This is a genomic window from Streptomyces sp. NBC_01294 (assembly GCF_035917235.1).
Taxonomy (GTDB): Bacteria; Actinomycetota; Actinomycetes; order Streptomycetales; family Streptomycetaceae; genus Streptomyces; species Streptomyces caledonius.
Genome location: NZ_CP108423.1, coordinates 4,134,067 through 4,150,741, shown reverse-complemented (window position 1 = coordinate 4,150,741; position 16,675 = coordinate 4,134,067). Strand labels below are relative to the sequence as shown.

The 16,675-nt window shown below is 71.0% G+C and carries 15 protein-coding genes; 9 read left to right on the top strand and 6 right to left on the bottom strand.

Features of this window, described 5'->3' with window-relative positions; translation table 11 throughout:
- The first annotated feature begins 22 nt into the window (after positions 1 to 22).
- The 5 genes from OG534_RS18740 (at position 23) to OG534_RS18720 (ending at position 6,883) form a co-directional block, all read left to right on the top strand.
- Entirely contained in the window at positions 23 to 2,008 is a 1,986-nt protein-coding gene (locus tag OG534_RS18740) for a copper resistance CopC/CopD family protein (protein ID WP_326589203.1), read from the top strand.
- Complete coding sequence (gene efeB, locus OG534_RS18735) at positions 1,933 to 3,291, top strand: iron uptake transporter deferrochelatase/peroxidase subunit (RefSeq protein ID WP_442807109.1); 1,359 nt, start codon at positions 1,933 to 1,935, stop codon at positions 3,289 to 3,291. Before OG534_RS18740 ends, efeB begins: the two co-directional genes overlap by 76 nt.
- A 42-nt stretch (positions 3,292 to 3,333) precedes the next feature.
- Entirely contained in the window at positions 3,334 to 4,269 is a 936-nt protein-coding gene (pheA, locus tag OG534_RS18730; RefSeq protein ID WP_326589201.1) for a prephenate dehydratase, read from the top strand.
- 527 nt (positions 4,270 to 4,796) lie between these two features.
- Positions 4,797 to 6,074 carry a serine--tRNA ligase gene (gene serS, locus OG534_RS18725; protein ID WP_326589200.1) on the top strand — a complete coding sequence of 426 codons (1,278 nt, stop codon included), beginning with the start codon at positions 4,797 to 4,799 and terminating at the stop codon, positions 6,072 to 6,074.
- On the top strand, positions 6,071 to 6,883 hold the full coding sequence (locus OG534_RS18720; protein ID WP_326589199.1) for an HAD family hydrolase: 813 nt from the start codon (positions 6,071 to 6,073) through the stop codon (positions 6,881 to 6,883). The genes serS and OG534_RS18720 overlap by 4 nt, the downstream gene beginning before the upstream one ends.
- 138 nt (positions 6,884 to 7,021) lie before the next feature.
- Here OG534_RS18720 and OG534_RS18715 read toward each other — a convergent pair whose 3' ends face one another.
- Positions 7,022 to 7,564 (bottom strand): hypothetical protein, encoded by a 543-nt coding sequence (locus tag OG534_RS18715; RefSeq protein ID WP_326589198.1) that lies wholly within the window; start codon positions 7,562 to 7,564, stop codon positions 7,022 to 7,024.
- Between the two features lie 163 nt (positions 7,565 to 7,727).
- Between OG534_RS18715 and OG534_RS18710 the strand changes: the two genes are divergently transcribed.
- Both OG534_RS18710 and OG534_RS18705 read left to right on the top strand, forming a co-directional pair.
- Entirely contained in the window at positions 7,728 to 8,717 is a 990-nt protein-coding gene (locus OG534_RS18710; RefSeq protein WP_326589197.1) for a sensor histidine kinase, read from the top strand.
- A 10-nt stretch (positions 8,718 to 8,727) separates the two neighbouring features.
- Entirely contained in the window at positions 8,728 to 9,378 is a 651-nt protein-coding gene (locus OG534_RS18705) for a response regulator transcription factor (RefSeq protein WP_326589196.1), read from the top strand.
- A 39-nt stretch (positions 9,379 to 9,417) separates the two neighbouring features.
- Here the strand turns inward: OG534_RS18705 and OG534_RS18700 are convergent, their stop codons facing one another.
- From OG534_RS18700 to OG534_RS18680, 5 genes are all read right to left on the bottom strand, one after another.
- Positions 9,418 to 10,068, bottom strand: coding sequence for a rhomboid-like protein (locus OG534_RS18700; protein WP_326589195.1), 651 nt, complete (start codon positions 10,066 to 10,068; stop codon positions 9,418 to 9,420).
- Between the two features lie 82 nt (positions 10,069 to 10,150).
- Positions 10,151 to 10,870 (bottom strand): ABC transporter permease, encoded by a 720-nt coding sequence (locus OG534_RS18695; protein ID WP_326589194.1) that lies wholly within the window; start codon positions 10,868 to 10,870, stop codon positions 10,151 to 10,153.
- Positions 10,871 to 10,885: 15 nt separating this feature from the next.
- Positions 10,886 to 11,797, bottom strand: coding sequence for an ABC transporter ATP-binding protein (locus OG534_RS18690; protein WP_326589193.1), 912 nt, complete (start codon positions 11,795 to 11,797; stop codon positions 10,886 to 10,888).
- On the bottom strand, positions 11,794 to 12,681 hold the full coding sequence (locus OG534_RS18685) for an ABC transporter permease (RefSeq protein WP_326589192.1): 888 nt from the start codon (positions 12,679 to 12,681) through the stop codon (positions 11,794 to 11,796). Before OG534_RS18685 ends, OG534_RS18690 begins: the two co-directional genes overlap by 4 nt.
- A complete protein-coding gene (locus OG534_RS18680; RefSeq protein WP_326589191.1) occupies positions 12,671 to 13,663 on the bottom strand; it encodes an ABC transporter ATP-binding protein in 993 nt (330 codons plus the stop codon). The genes OG534_RS18685 and OG534_RS18680 overlap by 11 nt, the downstream gene beginning before the upstream one ends.
- Before the next feature lie 217 nt (positions 13,664 to 13,880).
- On the opposite strand from OG534_RS18680, the gene OG534_RS18675 reads away from it, so the two are divergent.
- The gene (locus OG534_RS18675; RefSeq protein WP_326589190.1) at positions 13,881 to 14,750 is read left to right on the top strand and encodes a M24 family metallopeptidase; all 870 of its coding nucleotides are present in this window, start codon (positions 13,881 to 13,883) and stop codon (positions 14,748 to 14,750) included.
- Positions 14,747 to 16,546, top strand: a complete 1,800-nt coding sequence (locus tag OG534_RS18670; RefSeq protein ID WP_326589189.1) for an SDR family oxidoreductase — start codon at positions 14,747 to 14,749, stop codon at positions 16,544 to 16,546. Before OG534_RS18675 ends, OG534_RS18670 begins: the two co-directional genes overlap by 4 nt.
- Positions 16,547 to 16,675 lie beyond the last annotated feature (129 nt).

Genomic DNA, 16,675 nt, shown 5'->3' with positions numbered 1-16,675 from the left:
CGGATCGAGGAACTGACACGCCATGACGGCCACCGCCCCCGCCCCCTCCATGGCCCGCGCCCGTGCCACGGCATTCCTGCCACGGCTCGCGCTGGTCCTCGCAGCCCTGCTGGCAACCCTGTTCACCGCGGCCTCCCCGGCCACGGCGCACGCCGCCCTCACCGCGAGCGACCCCACGGACGGGGCGGTGGTCGCCACGGCTCCCGCCCAGGTCACGCTCTCCTTCTCGGAGCAGGTCGCGATGGGAGACGACTCCATCCGCGTCCTCGACCCCCAGGGCAAACGCGTGGACACCGGCGAGCTGCGCGACATGTGCAGCGGGAACACCATCCGCTACGGCACCGCCCTGCACGCCGGCCTTCCCAACGGCACCTACACCGTCGCCTGGCAGGCCGTCTCGGCCGACAGCCACCCGATCTCCGGCGCCTTCACCTTCTCCATCGGTGCGCCCTCCGCCACCGATGTCACCCTCCCCGCCGCGCAGGCGGGCGGCGGGCCGGTCGGCATCGCGTACGGGATCGCCCGCTACGCCTCCTACGCCGGCTTCGCCGTCCTCGTGGGCGGCGCCGCCTTCATCCTGCTGTGCTGGCGCCGTGGCGCCGCCGAACGGCCGCTCCAGAAGCTCGTCGTGCGCGCCTGGGTCACGCTGACCGCCGCCACCCTGGTGATGCTGGTGCTCCGGGCCCCGTACACGGGCTCCGGGAACTTCGCCGACGCGTTCGACCTCGACGGACTCAGGGCCGTTCTGGAGACCAAGACCGGTGCCTCGCTGGTCTCCCGGCTGCTCCTGCTGGGCGCGGCCGCCCTCTTCGTCGCGGTCCTGTTCGGCGTCTACGCACGCCGTGTGCAGGGCGCCGGAACCGAGGAGGACGCCAAGGACACCAGCGACCTCACCTTCGGCCTGGCCATGGGCGGCGCCGTCGTGTCGGGCGGGATCGCCGCCACCTGGGCGCTCTCCGAGCACGCCTCCACCGGTATCCAGCCCGGCATCGCCATGCCCGTCGACATCCTGCACCTGATGGCCGTCGCCACCTGGCTCGGTGGGCTCGCGGCGCTGCTCGTCGCCCTGCACCAGGTCCCCGGGATCGAGCGCGCGGCCGTCCGGCGCTTCTCCAGGGTCGCCTACGTCAGCGTCCTGGTGCTCGCCGCCACCGGTGTCTACCAGTCCTGGCGCCAGGTCGGCAGCTGGTCCGCCCTCACCGGCACCGACTACGGGCAGCTGCTGCTCCTGAAGGTGGGTCTGGTCGCCGTCCTCCTCGCCGTCGCCTTCGTGTCCCGGAGGTGGACCGGACGGCTCGCTGAAGCCCCTGCGTCGGACGATGTTTCACGTGAAACCGGCGCCGATGTTTCACGTGAAACAGAGCCCGTCCGTGAAACAGGGCGCGTTGAAGCAGAGCCCGTTCCCGTCCCCGCGGACCCCGTCCCCGCGGACCCCGAGCGCGCCGCCCAGCTCGCCCGGCAGCGTGCCGCCCGCGAGAACGCGCGTGAGAAGCGGGTCCGCGACGCCGACCCGGACCGCGCCGGCCTGCGCCGTTCCGTCCTCGCCGAGGCGGGCATCGCCGTGATCCTGCTGGCCGTCACCACGGTCCTCACCAGCACCGAGCCGGGGCGCACCGTGGAGCAGGAGTCGGGCAGCCGCGGCTCGACCGCCACCGCCGTCCCCGACCGCGCCGTCAAGATCTCCCTGCCCTTCGACACCGGCGGCCCGAACGGCAAGGGGACGATCCGGCTCGAACTCGACCCGGGTCGCGTGGGTGCCAACACCCTCCACCTCTGGTCCGAATCCGGCGACGGCAAGCCCTTCGACCTCCCCGAGGTCAAGGTCGCCTTCACCCTCCCCGCCAAGGACATCGGCCCCTTGCCGCTCGTCCCCGACCAGGCCGCCCCCGGGCACTGGACCGCATCGGGCGTCCAGCTGCCGCTCGCCGGCGAATGGCGCATCGACGTGACCGTCCGTACCTCCGACATCGACCAGACCACCGTCCAGAAGACCGTGAAGATCGGCTGACCAGCGTGACCGAGAGCAACCCCGACATCGAGATCTCCCGGCGCCGGCTGCTGGGCACCGTCGGCGCCGCAGGCGCCGCCGGGCTCGCGCTGGGCGGTGCGGGCGGCGCCCTCGCGCATTCCGCGTTCGCCGACGCCGGGAGCGGCTCCGCCTCGGGCGCGGCCGGAAGCCTGACCTCCCTCGGGGCCACCCAGGTGGCCTTCCACGGAGACCACCAGGCCGGGATCACCACGCCCCTCCAGGCCAAGGGGCACCTCGTCGCCTTCGATCTCGCCGCCGGGGCGGGCCGTAGGGAGGCCGCAGCGCTGCTGCGACGCTGGTCCGACACGGCCCGGCGGCTCATGGCGGGTGAGACCGCCCCGACCGCGGACAGCGGCATCGCCCTCGACGCCGGTCCGTCCTCCCTCACCGTCACCTTCGGCTTCGGCCACTCCTTCTTCGACCGCACGGGGCTCACCGCCCGCCGCCCCGCCGCTCTCGATCCGCTGCCGGACTTCTCCTCCGACCGGCTCGACGCCCAGCGCAGCAACGGTGACCTGTGGGTCCAGATCGGCGCGAACGACGGCCTCGTCGCCTTCCACGCCCTGCGCGCCCTGCAGAAGGACGCCGGGGACGCCGCCCGCGTCCGCTGGCAGATGAACGGCTTCAACCGGTCCCCCGGTGCCACCGGCGCCCCGATGACGGCCCGCAACCTCATGGGCCAGATCGACGGCACCGGCAATCCGAAACCCTCGGAGTCCGACTTCGACAAGCGGATCTTCGTACCCGGCGCGGGTCCGGGGCTCGCCGAGCACGCCTGGATGGGCGGGGGCTCGTACGCCGTCGTCCGGCGCATCCGCATGCTGCTCGACGACTGGGACAAGCAGTCCCTCGTGCAGCAGGAGCAGGTCATCGGCCGCACCAAGGCCACCGGCGCCCCCCTGACCGGGGGCAGCGAGACCACCGAGATGGCCCTGGACAAGCTCGGCGCCGACGGCAAGCCCGTCATCCCGTCCAACGCGCACGCCCGGATCTCCGCCCCCGAGCAGAACGGCGGGGCCGCCATGCTGCGGCGCCCCTTCTCCTTCCACGACGGGGTCGCCGCCGACGGGGCTCCCGACGCCGGGCTCCTCTTCGTCTGCTGGCAGGCCGATCCGCTGCGCGGGTTCGTACCCGTACAGCGCAAGCTCGACCGCGGCGACGCGCTGTCGGATTTCATCCGGCACGAGTCCAGCGGCCTGTACGCGGTTCCGCCCGGCCCCCGCAGCGGCGAGTACGTGGGTCAGCGGCTGCTCGAAGGATGAACAGCAACCCGGGGGGCGCCGGCCCGGCATTAGGCTGATCGCATGTCAGCCACCCGCTTCACGTATCTCGGTCCCGAGGGCACCTTCACGGAGGCCGCCCTGCGCACCCTGCCGGAAGCCGCGACCCGGGAGCTCGTCCCGATGGTGTCGGTCCCGGCCGCCCTGGACGCCGTGCGCAACGGCGAGGCGGCCGCCGCACTCGTCCCGATCGAGAACTCGGTGGAGGGCGGGGTCACCGCCACCCTGGACGAGCTGGCCTCGGGCGAGCCGCTGATGATCTACCGCGAGGTGCTGCTGCCCATCGCCTTCGCGCTGCTCGTACGGCCGGGGACCGCCCTGTCGGACGTGAAGACCGTCACCGGGCACCCCGTCGCCCAGCCGCAGGTGCGCAACTGGCTGCGGGCGAACCTGCCCGACGCGGTGTGGGAGTCGGCCGCCTCGAACGCCGACGGCGCCCGGCTGGTCCAGGAGGGCCGCTTCGACGCCGCCTTCGCGGGAGAGTTCGCCGCCACCACCTACGGGCTCGTTCCGCTGGTCACCGAGATCCACGACGCGGAGAACGCCGAGACCCGGTTCGTCCTCGTGGGACGCCCGGCGCGGCCGGCCGCGCCGACGGGCGCCGACAAGACCTCCGTCGTGCTGTGGCTCGGCGACGACCACCCCGGTGCCCTGCTGGAGCTCCTCCAGGAATTCGCGGTCCGCGGGGTCAACCTGATGCTGATCCAGTCCCGTCCGACCGGGCAGGGCATCGGCAACTACTGCTTCGCCGTCGACGCCGAGGGCCACATCTCCGACCGGCGGGTCGGCGAGGCGCTCATGGGCCTCAAGCGGACCTGCCCCCAGGTCCGCTTCCTCGGTTCCTACCCGCGCGCCGGTGTCGCTCAGAGTGATGTCCGGGCACCTCGGGCCGGAACCTCCGACGGCGACTTCACGGCCGCCTCCGACTGGCTGGGTCGCTGCATGGACGGCCGGGCGTAGGGTCGTCGTCCACTGTCCACAGAGTTATCCACAGGACCGGATGCAGACCTGGGGACAAGTCGACAGAGCGGCACGACAAGGTCGACAAATCGGTCGGGTGGCCCGGGTTTCGCGCTGGAGAGCGGGAGGTGAACGGTGTCACCCCCGCATCACCGATCAACTCTTTGGGGCGAGTCATTCCCACCCGAATGAGTGTGTGAGGGTGGTTTGAACCCTGATTCACCCCGACCATCCACCGGTCAGGAATGATCTATTCCTGTGTCCACAGAGTCAGCACACAGCCTGTGGATAAGCTGCGGCCCACGACAATTCCTGTGGACAAGAACCACCTCCGGCCCTGCTCAGGGCCGGACCGGCGGTCGGCATTCTGCCCCTTTTCGGGGAATGGGACCGCATTTATTGACGGTCCGAGAGGGACCAGTTCCGGTCAGCCCTCAAGACTTATCCATTCGTTGCAATTAGGACATAGCGACACGCAGCGTGATATCGGTGTGATCCCAGGAACCCCAGCCCGGTAGCCTGGAGGGGTGATTGACCTCCGGCTGCTCCGTGAAGACCCTGACCGTGTCCGCGCCTCGCAGCGCGCCCGTGGAGAGGACGTCGAACTCGTCGACGCACTGCTCTCCGCCGACGAGCGCCGCAGGTCCTCAGGCATGCGCTTCGACGAACTCCGCAATGAGCAGAAGTCCCTCGGCAAGCTCATCCCGAAGGCCTCCCCGGAGGAGCGGGCGGAACTGCTGAAGAAGGCCGAGCAGCTCAAGCAGGACGTCAAGGCCGCCGAGGCCGAGCAGAACGAGGCCGACGACGCCGCCAAGCAGCTCCTCCTGCAGCTCGGCAACATCGTCCACGAGGACGTGCCGGTCGGCGGTGAGGAAGACTTCACCGTTCTGGAGACGCACGGCACCATCCGCGACTTCGCCGCCGAGGGCTTCGAGCCCAAGGACCACCTGGAGCTCGGCGAATCGCTGGGCGCCATCGACGTCGAGCGCGGTGCCAAGGTCTCGGGATCGCGCTTCTACTACCTGACCGGTGTGGGCGCCCTGCTGGAGCTGGCGCTGGTCAACGCGGCCATCGCCCAGGCCACCGAGGCCGGCTTCATCCCGATGCTGACCCCCGCGCTGGTGCGCCCGCGCGCCATGGAGGGCACCGGCTTCCTCGGCCAGGCCGCGGAGAACGTCTACCACCTGGAGAAGGACGACTACTACCTGGTCGGCACCTCCGAGGTCCCGCTCGCCGCGTACCACATGGACGAGATCATCGAGGCCGACAAGCTGCCGCTGCGGTACGCCGGCTTCTCCCCGTGCTTCCGCCGCGAGGCCGGCACGTACGGCAAGGACACCCGCGGCATCTTCCGCGTCCACCAGTTCGACAAGGTCGAGATGTTCTCGTACGTCGCGCCGGAGGAGGCCGAGGCCGAGCACCAGCGTCTCCTGGAGTGGGAGAAGCAGTGGCTGACCAGCCTGGAGCTGCCGTTCCAGGTGATCGACGTCGCCACCGGTGACCTGGGCGCCTCCGCCTCGCGCAAGTTCGACTGCGAGGCCTGGATCCCGACGCAGGGCAAGTACCGCGAGCTGACCTCCGCCTCGAACTGCAACAGCTTCCAGGCCCGCCGCCTGTCGATCCGCTACCGCGACGGCAAGAAGACCCAGCCGCTGTCCACGCTGAACGGCACGCTGTGCGCCGTACCGCGCACCATCGTGGCGATCCTCGAGAACCACCAGCAGGCCGACGGTTCGGTGCGGGTGCCCCAGGCGCTCCGTCCCTACCTCGGCGGCCGCGAGGTGCTGGAGCCGATCACCAAGTGAGCCCGGCCCCGTTCCCGTACAAGCTCGTCGCGACCGATCTCGACGGCACGCTGCTGCGCGGCGACGGCACCGTCTCGGAACGCACGCGTGAGGCGCTCGTCGCGGCCACCGCGGCGGGCGCGGTGCACATCGTCGTCACCGGCCGCGCCGTGCCCTGGACCCGGCACGTACTGGACGATCTCGGCTACAAGGGGATCGCCGTCTGCGGCCAGGGCGCGCAGGTCTACGACGCGGGTGCGCACCGGCTGCTGACCTCGGTGACGCTCGACCGGCAGCTGGCCGGCCTGGCGCTGTCGAAGCTGGAGGCCGAGGTCGGTCCGCTGGCCCTGGCGGCCAGCCGGGACGGGGTGGACGGCGAGGTCCTGTTCGGGCCCGGTTACCAGGTGCAGGAGGGCCTCCCGGCCCTCTACCTGGAGGACACCGCCGCGGTCTGGACGGCTCCGCTCAACAAGCTCTACATCCAGCACCCCGAGCTGGACGACGACGCGCTCGTCAAGGTGGCCCGGGAGTCCGTGGGCAGCCTGGTCGACATCGTCATGGCGGGTCCCGGCATAGTGGAGATCCTGCCGCTGGGGCTGACCAAGGCCACCGGCCTGTCGCTGGCCGCGCGCCGGCTGAAGGTGAAGGCGGCGGAGACGATCGCCTTCGGCGACATGCCCAACGACATCCCGATGTTCGGCTGGGCCGCGCACGGGGTGGCGATGGCCAACGCCCATGCGGAGCTCAAGGCGGTGGCCGACGAGGTGACGACCTCCAACGACGAGGACGGCATCGCGGTGGTGCTGGAGCGTCTGCTGGGCGCCGCGTAACCGGTACGGACGTACGAGAGGTCCGGGACAGCCCGCGCCGCGAGGCGCGCTCGAAGTGGCTGTCCCGGACCTTTTGTTGCTCCCCGCACGACTCACTCTGCCCCGGGCCGAGGCCCCGTACCAGCGATTTTCCGCGCATCAGCCGTGCATCCGGCGGCGCCGCCAGTAGGCGACGGTGAGGATGCCCAGCAGCGGACCCCAGAGCAGCAGGGGCACGTAGGACAGGTTGAAGACCCACAGGGCCGGCCCGGTGGGCGCGTCGGGATTCGCGGCGTTGACCTCGTTCCAGGTCGAGGCGCCGAGGACCGTGATGCCGGTGAGCACGATCGCGCCCAGCGCCGCGGGAACCACCGCCACCAGAGGGTGGAACCGGCGTCCACCCACCCACGGGATCCAGCCGGGCAGCTCCTCGCCCCAGCGCTGGACCAGCCCGAGGCTCAGCAGGCCCAGGCACTCCTGCAAGACGCTGACGAAGATCAGTACCAGGGATTCCCGGCCCGGGTAGTACGCGTGGTACAGATCGCTGCCCGGGCCCCAGCCCATGGGCACTCCCGCCGCGACCACGAGCCGCCACACGCAGCTGGGGAGCACCGTCAGCGAGGCGAGCCCGGCGAGCCGACGAACCTGGGGGGAAACTCCGGGCACGGTGTCCGAGGCGTGCGCGAGGGTGTTGGCGGTCATCGTCCACGTCCTGTCCGGGAGGGGCTGGTTGATGACTCAAGCGTCCTCGGCCGAGGTCTTCGCGACCATCGGCCGATCAGCAGGTCGGCGTGCGCCGCCGGTCGGTGGGCCTCTGCCGATCGGCGGATGGCCGGACGGCGGCGTGCGCTCGTAGGGTCGGCCCATGACCGTCAACCTTCGTGCCGCGTACGCCCCGTTGCTGACCGCGGCCGCGCTGGTCGGCATCGCCGCCGCCGTCCTGCGGCTGCCCCCGTCATGGCTGCTGCTCTGGTCGGGGCCTCTGCTCCTCCTGTTGGCTCTGGTGGCCCGCTGGTCTCCGGTGCGCTCCGCGACCCTCGCGGGCGCGCTCGGCGTGGCGGCCGTCGCGCTGTGGCCCGTCCCCCTGGTGTGGGAGAGCGGATCGTGGCTGGAGGCCTGCGGGGCTGCGGCGTTCTGGGCGCTGCCCGCCCTCGGGGCGGTGCTGGTCGGCGGCTACCTGCGCCGTCAGGCGGACCGGACGCGGCAGGCGGTACGGGATGCGCGGCGCGACCAGCAGCTGGAACTGGCCCGGGATCTGCACGACTTCGTGGCGCACGACGTGAGCGCCATCGTGGTGCAGGCCCAGGCGGCCCGGTTCGTGGCCGCGCAGGATCCCGGCCAGGCGGTCCGCGCGCTGGAGCGGATCGAGACGGCGGGGCTGAGCGCGCTGGCCTCGATGGACCGCACGGTGCACGCGCTGCGGGAGGCCTCGGACGGACCGACGGCCCCGGTTCCGGGCCTGGCCCAACTGCCGGAGCTGGTGGAGCGGTTCGAGTGCGGGACGCTGGACGCCGACCCGCAGGCGGTACGGGAGCTGTCGCGGGAGGCGGACACCACGGCGTACCGGGTGGCCGTCGAGGCGCTGACGAACGTACGCCGGCACGCGCCCGGGGCGGCCGTGGTGCAGGTCGCCGTACGCCGGGCCGGGGCGGGCATAGAGCTCAGCGTGGTCAATTGCGCAGCGCCCCGGGGCGCGGGCGGGCTGCTGGGGCGGAAGCGCCGGGGCGGGACCGGGCTGGCGGGTCTGCGCGGGCGGGTGGAGGCAGCGGGCGGGACGCTGCGGGCCGGGCCGGCCGAGGACGGCGGATGGCGAGTTCGCGCCGTCTTCCCTGCGGAGGACCAGGCCCTCGGGTGATCATGGCGGCGTGACCACACGCATCCTGATAGCCGACGACCAAGAGGACATCCGCAGCGGATTCCGGCTGATCCTCGATTCGCAGCCGGACATGACCGTCGTGGGGGAGGCGGCGGACGGGGAGCGCGCGGTGGCGCTGGCCCGGGAGCTGCGGCCCGACGTGGTGCTCGCGGACATCCGGATGCCGAGGGTCGACGGGCTGGAGGTGACCCGGCTGCTGGCCCCCGAGACACGGGTCGTGGTGGTGACCACCTTCGACCTGGACGAGTACGTGCACACCGCGCTGCGCAACGGTGCCTGCGGCTTCCTGCTGAAGCGGTCCGGACCGGCGCTGCTCATCGAGGGGGTGCGGGCGGCGATGGCCGGGGACACGCTGATCAGTCCGCAGATCACGGTGCGACTGCTGAGCCGGCTGACGCAGGCGGGTCCCGTCGCCCGGCCCGCGCCGCATCCGCTGACGGACCGGGAGCTGGACATCGTGCGCCTGGTGGCGCGGGGATTCACGAACGCCGAGATCGGCGCGGAGCTGTTCATCAGCGCGGGGACGGCCAAGACCCACATCGCGAACGTCCAGGCCAAGCTGGGGGCCCGGAACCGGGTGGGGATCGCCGCGTGGGCGTGGGAACACGGCGTGGCGAAAGCGGGGGCCGAGGCCGACTAGCCGGAGGCTCGGTCATGTTTCACGTGAAACAAGGTGGTTTCACGTGAGACGGGGTGGTGTTTCACGTGAAACAACGTGGCGGGTGAGGGGCCACGAGAGCAGGCCGACGCAGAGCGCGATGGCGTGGCCGAGGTCGGTGAAGGTGCCGCCGGTGGCGAGGGGGATCCCGAAGAAGGCGACCACTCCGGCCAGGTAGAACCATCTCCAGGGCGCGCGGATCCGGTAGGTCAGGACCCCCGCGGCGGCCGCGAGCCCGTAGCTGACGCCGATGTCGACGACATGGGTCATGCTGCGCGGGGCGCGGTGGTCCTGGATGGCCGTCAGCAGGACCCGCTGGCTGATCAGCGTGGCGACGACATGGGCGCTCGCCACGATCACGAGCCAGCGCAGGGTGCCGAGCCAGCGTTCGACGGGGGCGTGGAACAGCTCGAAGAGCACGGCGTAGAAGGCGAGCGAGGCCGGGTTCTCGATCCAGAAGGCGCTGCTGAGGAGCGCCCGGACGGGATGCTGGACGAGCTGGTGGATGTTGCTGCTGTTGCGGTGGAGCAGCACCCGGTCGACCTGGTCGGGCGCGATCGCGACGACGATGCTGGTGACGGCGATGATCAGCAGCCAGATATGCGTTCCGGGCGCCGAGCGTATCCAGGACCGCAGCGGCCTGGACGGCTCCGGCTCGGTGTGCTCGACCATGCACCGATGATGACGGGCAAAGCTGTGCCCCGCCTGGCCGGTGGGCCGGGCGGGGCACGGCTTCCCCTGTGCTGCGGGGGACTTACTCCTCGCCGGCGAGGGTGAGGCGGCGCAGCTTCTGGCCCGCGTAGACGGTGGCGCCGACGGTGACCGCGCAGAGCAGGATCACCGCGGTGGGCAGGCCGACGGTTGCGTCGACATACCCGTTCCCGGCGACCTTCTCGGCGAGGGCCAGGGCCCACTGCTGGACGCTGAGGGTCTTGGCGCCGGAGACCAGGCTGCCGAAGAGCGACTCCCAGATCAGGGCGTAGACCAGGCCGAAGACGACCGCGTGCCGGCTGACGGTTCCGAGCAGCAGGAACAGCGCGCTGTAGGCGATCGAGGCCACGAGGGCGGCGATCGTGTACGCGACGGCGATCTGCTGGCCGTTGCCGTTGAGGATGAATCCGGCGATCAGGGTGGGGATCGCCGAGAAGACCATCGTGACGGCGATCGCCACGGTCAGCTTGGTCATGATGATCGTCGGACGCTTCACCGGCTTGGCGAGCAGGTAGACGATGGAGCCGTCGTCGATCTCGGGTCCGATGGCTCCGGTGCCCGCGATGACACCGATCAGCGGAACCATGGTGGCGAGGGCGAAGCCCCCGAGGAGGTCGGCCGCCACCTTGTCGTCCACTCCGACGAAGGCACGGACGACGAGGGCGATGACGATCAGCAGGGCGGGCAGCGCGAAGAGGATCAGCGCGCGGCGCCGGCCGAGCAGGGCCCGGTAGGTGAGCCGGGCAACGGTGGGTTCGTACATGGGTGCCAGCTCCTTTCAGGCCGCGACGAGGTAGGAGAAGACCGACTCGAGGGACTCGTCGGAGGGCGAGACCGTCAGCAGCCGGATGCCGTGTGCCCGGGCCACGCGGGGCAGCAGCTCGGTGAAGCGGCCGAAGTCGACGGCCTGGATGCGCAGCGCGCCTTCCTTGAGGTCGACCTCGATGCCGGCGGTGGAGGGGTCGGCGATCAGGGCCGCGGCGAGGGCCCGGTCGTCGGAGGAGCGGATGAGGTAGCGGTGCGGGCGGTCCGTCATCAGGCGGCGGATCTTGCGGAAGTCGCCGGAGGCGGCGTGCCGGCCGGCCACGACCACCTCGATGTGCGAGGCGAGCTGCTCGACCTCCTCCAGGATGTGGGAGGAGAACAGGACGGTGCGTCCCTCGTCGCCCATGCGTCGCAGCAGGTCCATCAGCTGCATGCGCTGGCGCGGGTCCATGCCGTTGAACGGCTCGTCGAGGAGCAGCACGGACGGATCGTGGACGAGGGCCGAGGCCATCTTCACGCGCTGGCGCATGCCCTTGGAGTACGTGGAGATCTTGCGGTCCTGGGCGTACTCCATCTCGACGGTGGCGAGCGCCCGCCGGGCGGCCACGTCGTCGAGGCCGTGGAGTTCGGCGTTGGCGACGACGAACTCCCGGCCCGTGAGGAAGTCGTACATGGCCTCGCGCTCGGGCACGACGCCGATCTGCTTGTAGACCTGCTCGTTCTGCCAGATCGGCGCGCCGTCGAGGGTGACGGTGCCCGTGGAGGGGGCGAGGAAGCCGCCCATCATGTTGATGAGCGTGGACTTGCCCGCGCCGTTGGGGCCCAGCAGTCCGGTGACGCCGGGGCCGATGCGCATGGTCACGTCGTTGACGGCGACGACGTTCCCGAACCAGCGGGAGGTGTGGTCGATGTCGATGGTGGTCACAGCCCGGCCTTCCGGTAGCGGGCCATCAGGGCGGCGTAGGAGCCGGCGATGAGGCCGAGGATGACGAGCAGGTAGACGAAGCCGATGCCCGCCGAGGGGCCCTCGCCACCGGGGAAGGCGGAGGTCGCGTTGAGGAACGCCGTCTGCATGCCGTCGATCAGGGTGATCGGGGAGAACAGGCCCATCCATTCGATGGCTCCGGTGTTCCCGGTGCTGTAGGTGATCCCCTGGACGGCGGTCACCGCGCCGTAGGGGATCAGGAGGACCGCGATGATCGCGGCGACGCCGAACCCACGGCGCGGGGTGAGCGCGGCCATCACCAGGCCGAGGCCGGAGAAGAGCAGCGACAGCAGCAGAACCGACACGAGTCCCTGCCCGAATCCCTCGGTCTGGTCGGCGAAGTCGAACTTCGCCAGGAGCGAGCCGATCCACATGATCAGCAGTGGGGTCGCGGTCAGGATGAAGAGGGCCGAGGCCATGGCCGCGTACTTGGCCATCACGTAGTCGACGCGTTCGATGGGCCGCGAGAAGTAGAGCGGCACCGTCTTGAAGCGCAGGTCCCGCGAGACGGACTGCGGTGCCTGGGAGGCGAGGAAGAGGCCGATGACCACCTGCGTGGTCAGGGCGTACGTCGTGTACTTGATCGGCAGGTCGGTGGAGCCGGGCACCGCGATGGCGACCGCCACGATGATCACTGCGGGGACGCACATCACCGCGAAGAGGATCATCGGGAGGACCTTGGACTTGGCGGAGCGGCCCAGTCCGTAGGCGCCGCGCAGCGACTGCGAGAACAGCGACTTGCGGGCGTAGGCGCGGCCGAGCCGGGGTCCGTCGTAGGACCGGTAGCCGATGTTGTGGATCTGGGTCGAGGTGTCAGGCGCCATCGGAACCGGCTCCCTTCTGCTGGACGGGATGCGACGAGGGCTGGTCGTTGTCGCGGAAGACCTCCGCGATGTGGTGCCGGCGCTGCTCCATGCGGACCAGGCCGAGGCCCAGGTCGGCGACGGTGTCGCGGACGGTGTCGTACGTGTCCTCGCCGGTGGCCTCGACGAGGAGGATGTGGCCGGCGCCGGGCAGGCCCTGCTCGCTGCCCACGTGCAGGGCGACGCCCACCTCGGTGAGCGCCTTGCGCAGGGCGGCGGTGCCGTCCGGGTGGGTGTCGGAGTCGGTGACCTCGACCGCGAGGGTCGTGGTGATCTGGGTGAAGTCGCTGGTGGAGCTGGAGCGCAGCAGCTTGCCGCCGTCGACGACCACCACGTGGTCGCAGGTCCGCTCCAGCTCGCCGAGGAGGTGGGAGGTGACCAGGACGGAGATGCCGAAGTCCGTGTAGATGCGGCGGATCAGGCCGAGCATCTCGTCGCGGCCGACCGGGTCCAGGCCGTTGGTCGGCTCGTCGAGGAGGACCAGCTGCGGGTCGTGGACCAGCGCCTGGGCGAGCTTGACGCGTTGCTTCATGCCCGTGGAGTAGCCGCCGATGGGACGGTAGCGCTCCTCGTACAGCCCGACGTGTCGCAGGGTGTCGGCGGTGCGCTCCCGGGCCGCTGTCGGCGGCAGTCCGGACATGCGCGCCATGTGGACGACGAACTCCGTGGCGGAGACGTCGGGTGGCAGGCAGTCGTGCTCGGGCATGTAGCCGACGCGTTCACGGATGGCACTGCCATGCGTATGGACGTCGAGGCCGAGTACGGCGGCGCTGCCCTCGGTGGCGGGGGACAGTCCCAGCAGAATTTTGATCAGCGTGGACTTGCCGGCTCCGTTGGCACCCACGAGGCCGGTCACACCAGGCCCGATGTCAAGGGAGAGCCGGTCGAGGGCGGTCACTCGGGGGTACCGCTTGCTCAGGCTTTCGGTCGCGATGACAGTCACGGGTTCGACGTTAGTGGCGCCGCTCCCGTGAAACGTCAGACCTGGAGCTGGATCCCGTCTCAGCCTTCAGGCGTACATGCCCGTACTGGATGCTGATGTGGACCCGACAACTTTGTCCACAGGTCCGTGCACGACCCTTGACGTGATCTCCGGTCATTGTCACATTCATCAGTGTCAACTTACGTGCGCGTACGGCTACACGGATGGACGGGCTGACATGGCTGGGGACACCAAGCAACGCACCGCGCGACGCTCCGGACGACGCTCCGCCGACCTGAGCGGCTTCAGAGAGGTGCAGCGCCTCTCCTACGAGTGCGCCGAGGCCGTCGCGGCCCAGTTGCGGCCCGGCGTGACCGAGCGCGAGGCCGCGCGGATGCAGCGCGACTGGCTGCGGGAGCGCGGAGTACGGGACTGGTTCCACCTGCCCTTCGCCTGGTTCGGGGACCGCACCGCCTTCGCGAACTTCAGGATCCCGCTGCAGTTCTTCCCGACCAACCGGAAGCTGGAGCCGGGGATGCCGTTCATCCTCGACATGGCGCCGGTCTTCAAGGGCTACGCGGCCGACATCGGCTATTCCGGCAGCCTCGGGCTCAATCCGGTGCAGGACCGGCTCATGTCCGATCTTCAGGCGCACCGCGTGCTGATCCTGGAGCAGGTGCGGGAGGGCCGCTCGCTGCGCGAGATCTACGAGAACGTCGAGCGGCTGATGACCCGGCAGGGATACGCCAACCGGCACCGCGCCTATCCCTTCGGCGTGATCGCGCACAAGATCGACCGGGTCAGGGAGCGCCGCTGGTCGCCGACCGCGTTCGGATTCGGCACCCAGTCCCTCAAGGGGCTGGCCAGTGACGCCCTGCACGGGCACCGCGAGGGCTGGTCCCCGCTGTGGAGTCCGTACCACTTCTCCGACCACCCGCCGCAGCCCGGCCTGTGGGCGGTGGAACCGCACCTGGGATTCCGGGGCACCGGCGCGAAGTTCGAGGAGATCCTGGTCGTCACCGACTCCCGGGACCCCGAGGAGAGCGCGTTCTGGCTGGACGACGACCTGCCGCACGTGCGGCGCTGGGCCGAGGAGAAGGCAGCATGAGCCACATGAGCGACGTGAGCGGAGCGGGAGCGGCGGGGCCGGCGGGTGCGCGCGAGCGCTGGGTGAGCACCGGAGGGGTCGAGCTGTGCGTCGCCGAGCTCGGCGAGGCGGACCGCCCCACCGTGCTGCTGGTGCACGGCTACCCGGACAGCAAGGAGGTCTGGTCGGAGGTCGCCGAGCGGCTTGCGACGCGCTTCCACGTGGTGCTCTACGACGTGCGCGGCCACGGGCGCTCCACCGCGCCGCAGCCGCTGCGCGGCGGCTTCACCCTGGAGAAGCTGACCGACGACTTCCTGGCGGTGGCGGACGCGGTCAGCCCGGACCGGCCCGTGCACCTGGTCGGCCACGACTGGGGCTCCGTACAGGGCTGGGAGTTCGCGACGGTCGCCCGTACCGAGGGACGGATCGCCTCCTTCACCTCGATGTCGGGGCCCTCCCTGGACCACTTCGGGCACTGGATCAAGAAGCGGATGACGCGGCCCACCCCCCGCGCGGCGGCGCAGCTCCTCGGCCAGGGCATGAAGTCCTGGTACGTCTACATGCTGCACACCCCCGTGCTGCCGGAGCTCGCCTGGCGCGGGCCGCTCGGCAAGCGGTGGCCCGCGATGCTCCAGCGCATGGAGCAGGTTCCGGCGGGCTCCTACCCGACGGCCTCGCTGCCCTCCGACGCGGCGCACGGCGCCTGGCTCTACCGCGACAACGTGCGGCCGCGGCTGCGCCGGCCGCGCCCCGACGCGTACGCCCACGTACCGGTGCAGCTCATCACCCCGACCGGGGACGCCTTCCTGTCCGAGCGGCTCTACGACGGCCTGGAGCAGTGGGCCCCGGACCTGCTGCGGCGGACCCTGCCCGCCAAGCACTGGGTGCCCCGGACCCGGCCCGACCAGCTGGCCGCCTGGATCACCGAGTTCGTCACCGACCGGGAGGAGCCGGCCACGCGGGCGCCTGAGCAGAAGGCCCCGGGCAAGTACGCCGACCGCTTCGGCGGCCAGCTGGTCCTGGTCACCGGCGCGGCCAGCGGCATCGGCCGGGCCACCGCCTTCGCCTTCGCCGAGGCCGGGGCGCGGGTGGTGGCCGTCGACCGCGATGCCGAGGGCGCGGCGCGCACGGCCGACATGGCCCGGCTCGTCGGCGCCCCCGAGGCGTGGGCCGAATGCGTGGACGTCAGCGACGAGCAGGCGATGGAGAAGCTCGCGGTGAAGGTCGCCGCCGAGTACGGGATCGTGGACGTCCTGGTCAACAACGCGGGGATCGGCCTGTCCGGCGCCTTCCTCGACACCACTGCCGAGGACTGGAAGAAGGTCCTCGACGTCAATCTGTGGGGCGTCATCCACGGCTGCCGGATATTCGGGAAGCAGATGGCCGATCGGGGCCAGGGCGGGCACATCGTCAACACCGCCTCCGCCGCGGCCTATCTGCCCTCCAGGACCCTGCCCGCCTACAGCACCTCGAAGGCCGCCGTGCTGATGCTGTCGGAGTGCCTGCGCGCGGAGCTGGCCTCGAAGTCGATCGGCGTCTCCGCGATCTGCCCCGGCATCGTCAACACCAACATCACCGCCACCTCACGCTTCGCCGGGGTGGACGAGGCCGAGGAGAAGCGCCGCCAGGAACGCTCCTCGCGCCTGTACGGGCTGCGCAACTTCCCGCCGGAGAAGGTCGCGGACGCGATCCTGCGGGCCGTGGTGCGCAACGAGGCCGTGGTACCGGTGACCCCGGAATCCAAGGGCGCGCTGTGGATGTCCCGCTACGCCCCGAACGCCCTGCGGCGCCTCGCGAGGCTGGAGCCCAGGCTGTGAGCGGGAGCCCGTACCCGATCAGCCGGTACCCGATCAGCCCGCGCCGGGTGGCCTTCCACCGGAAGAGCACCCCGCCGCACCGGATGCCTGCCGCCCACGTGGAGAGAGCTCGCCGCGGCCATACCCCGC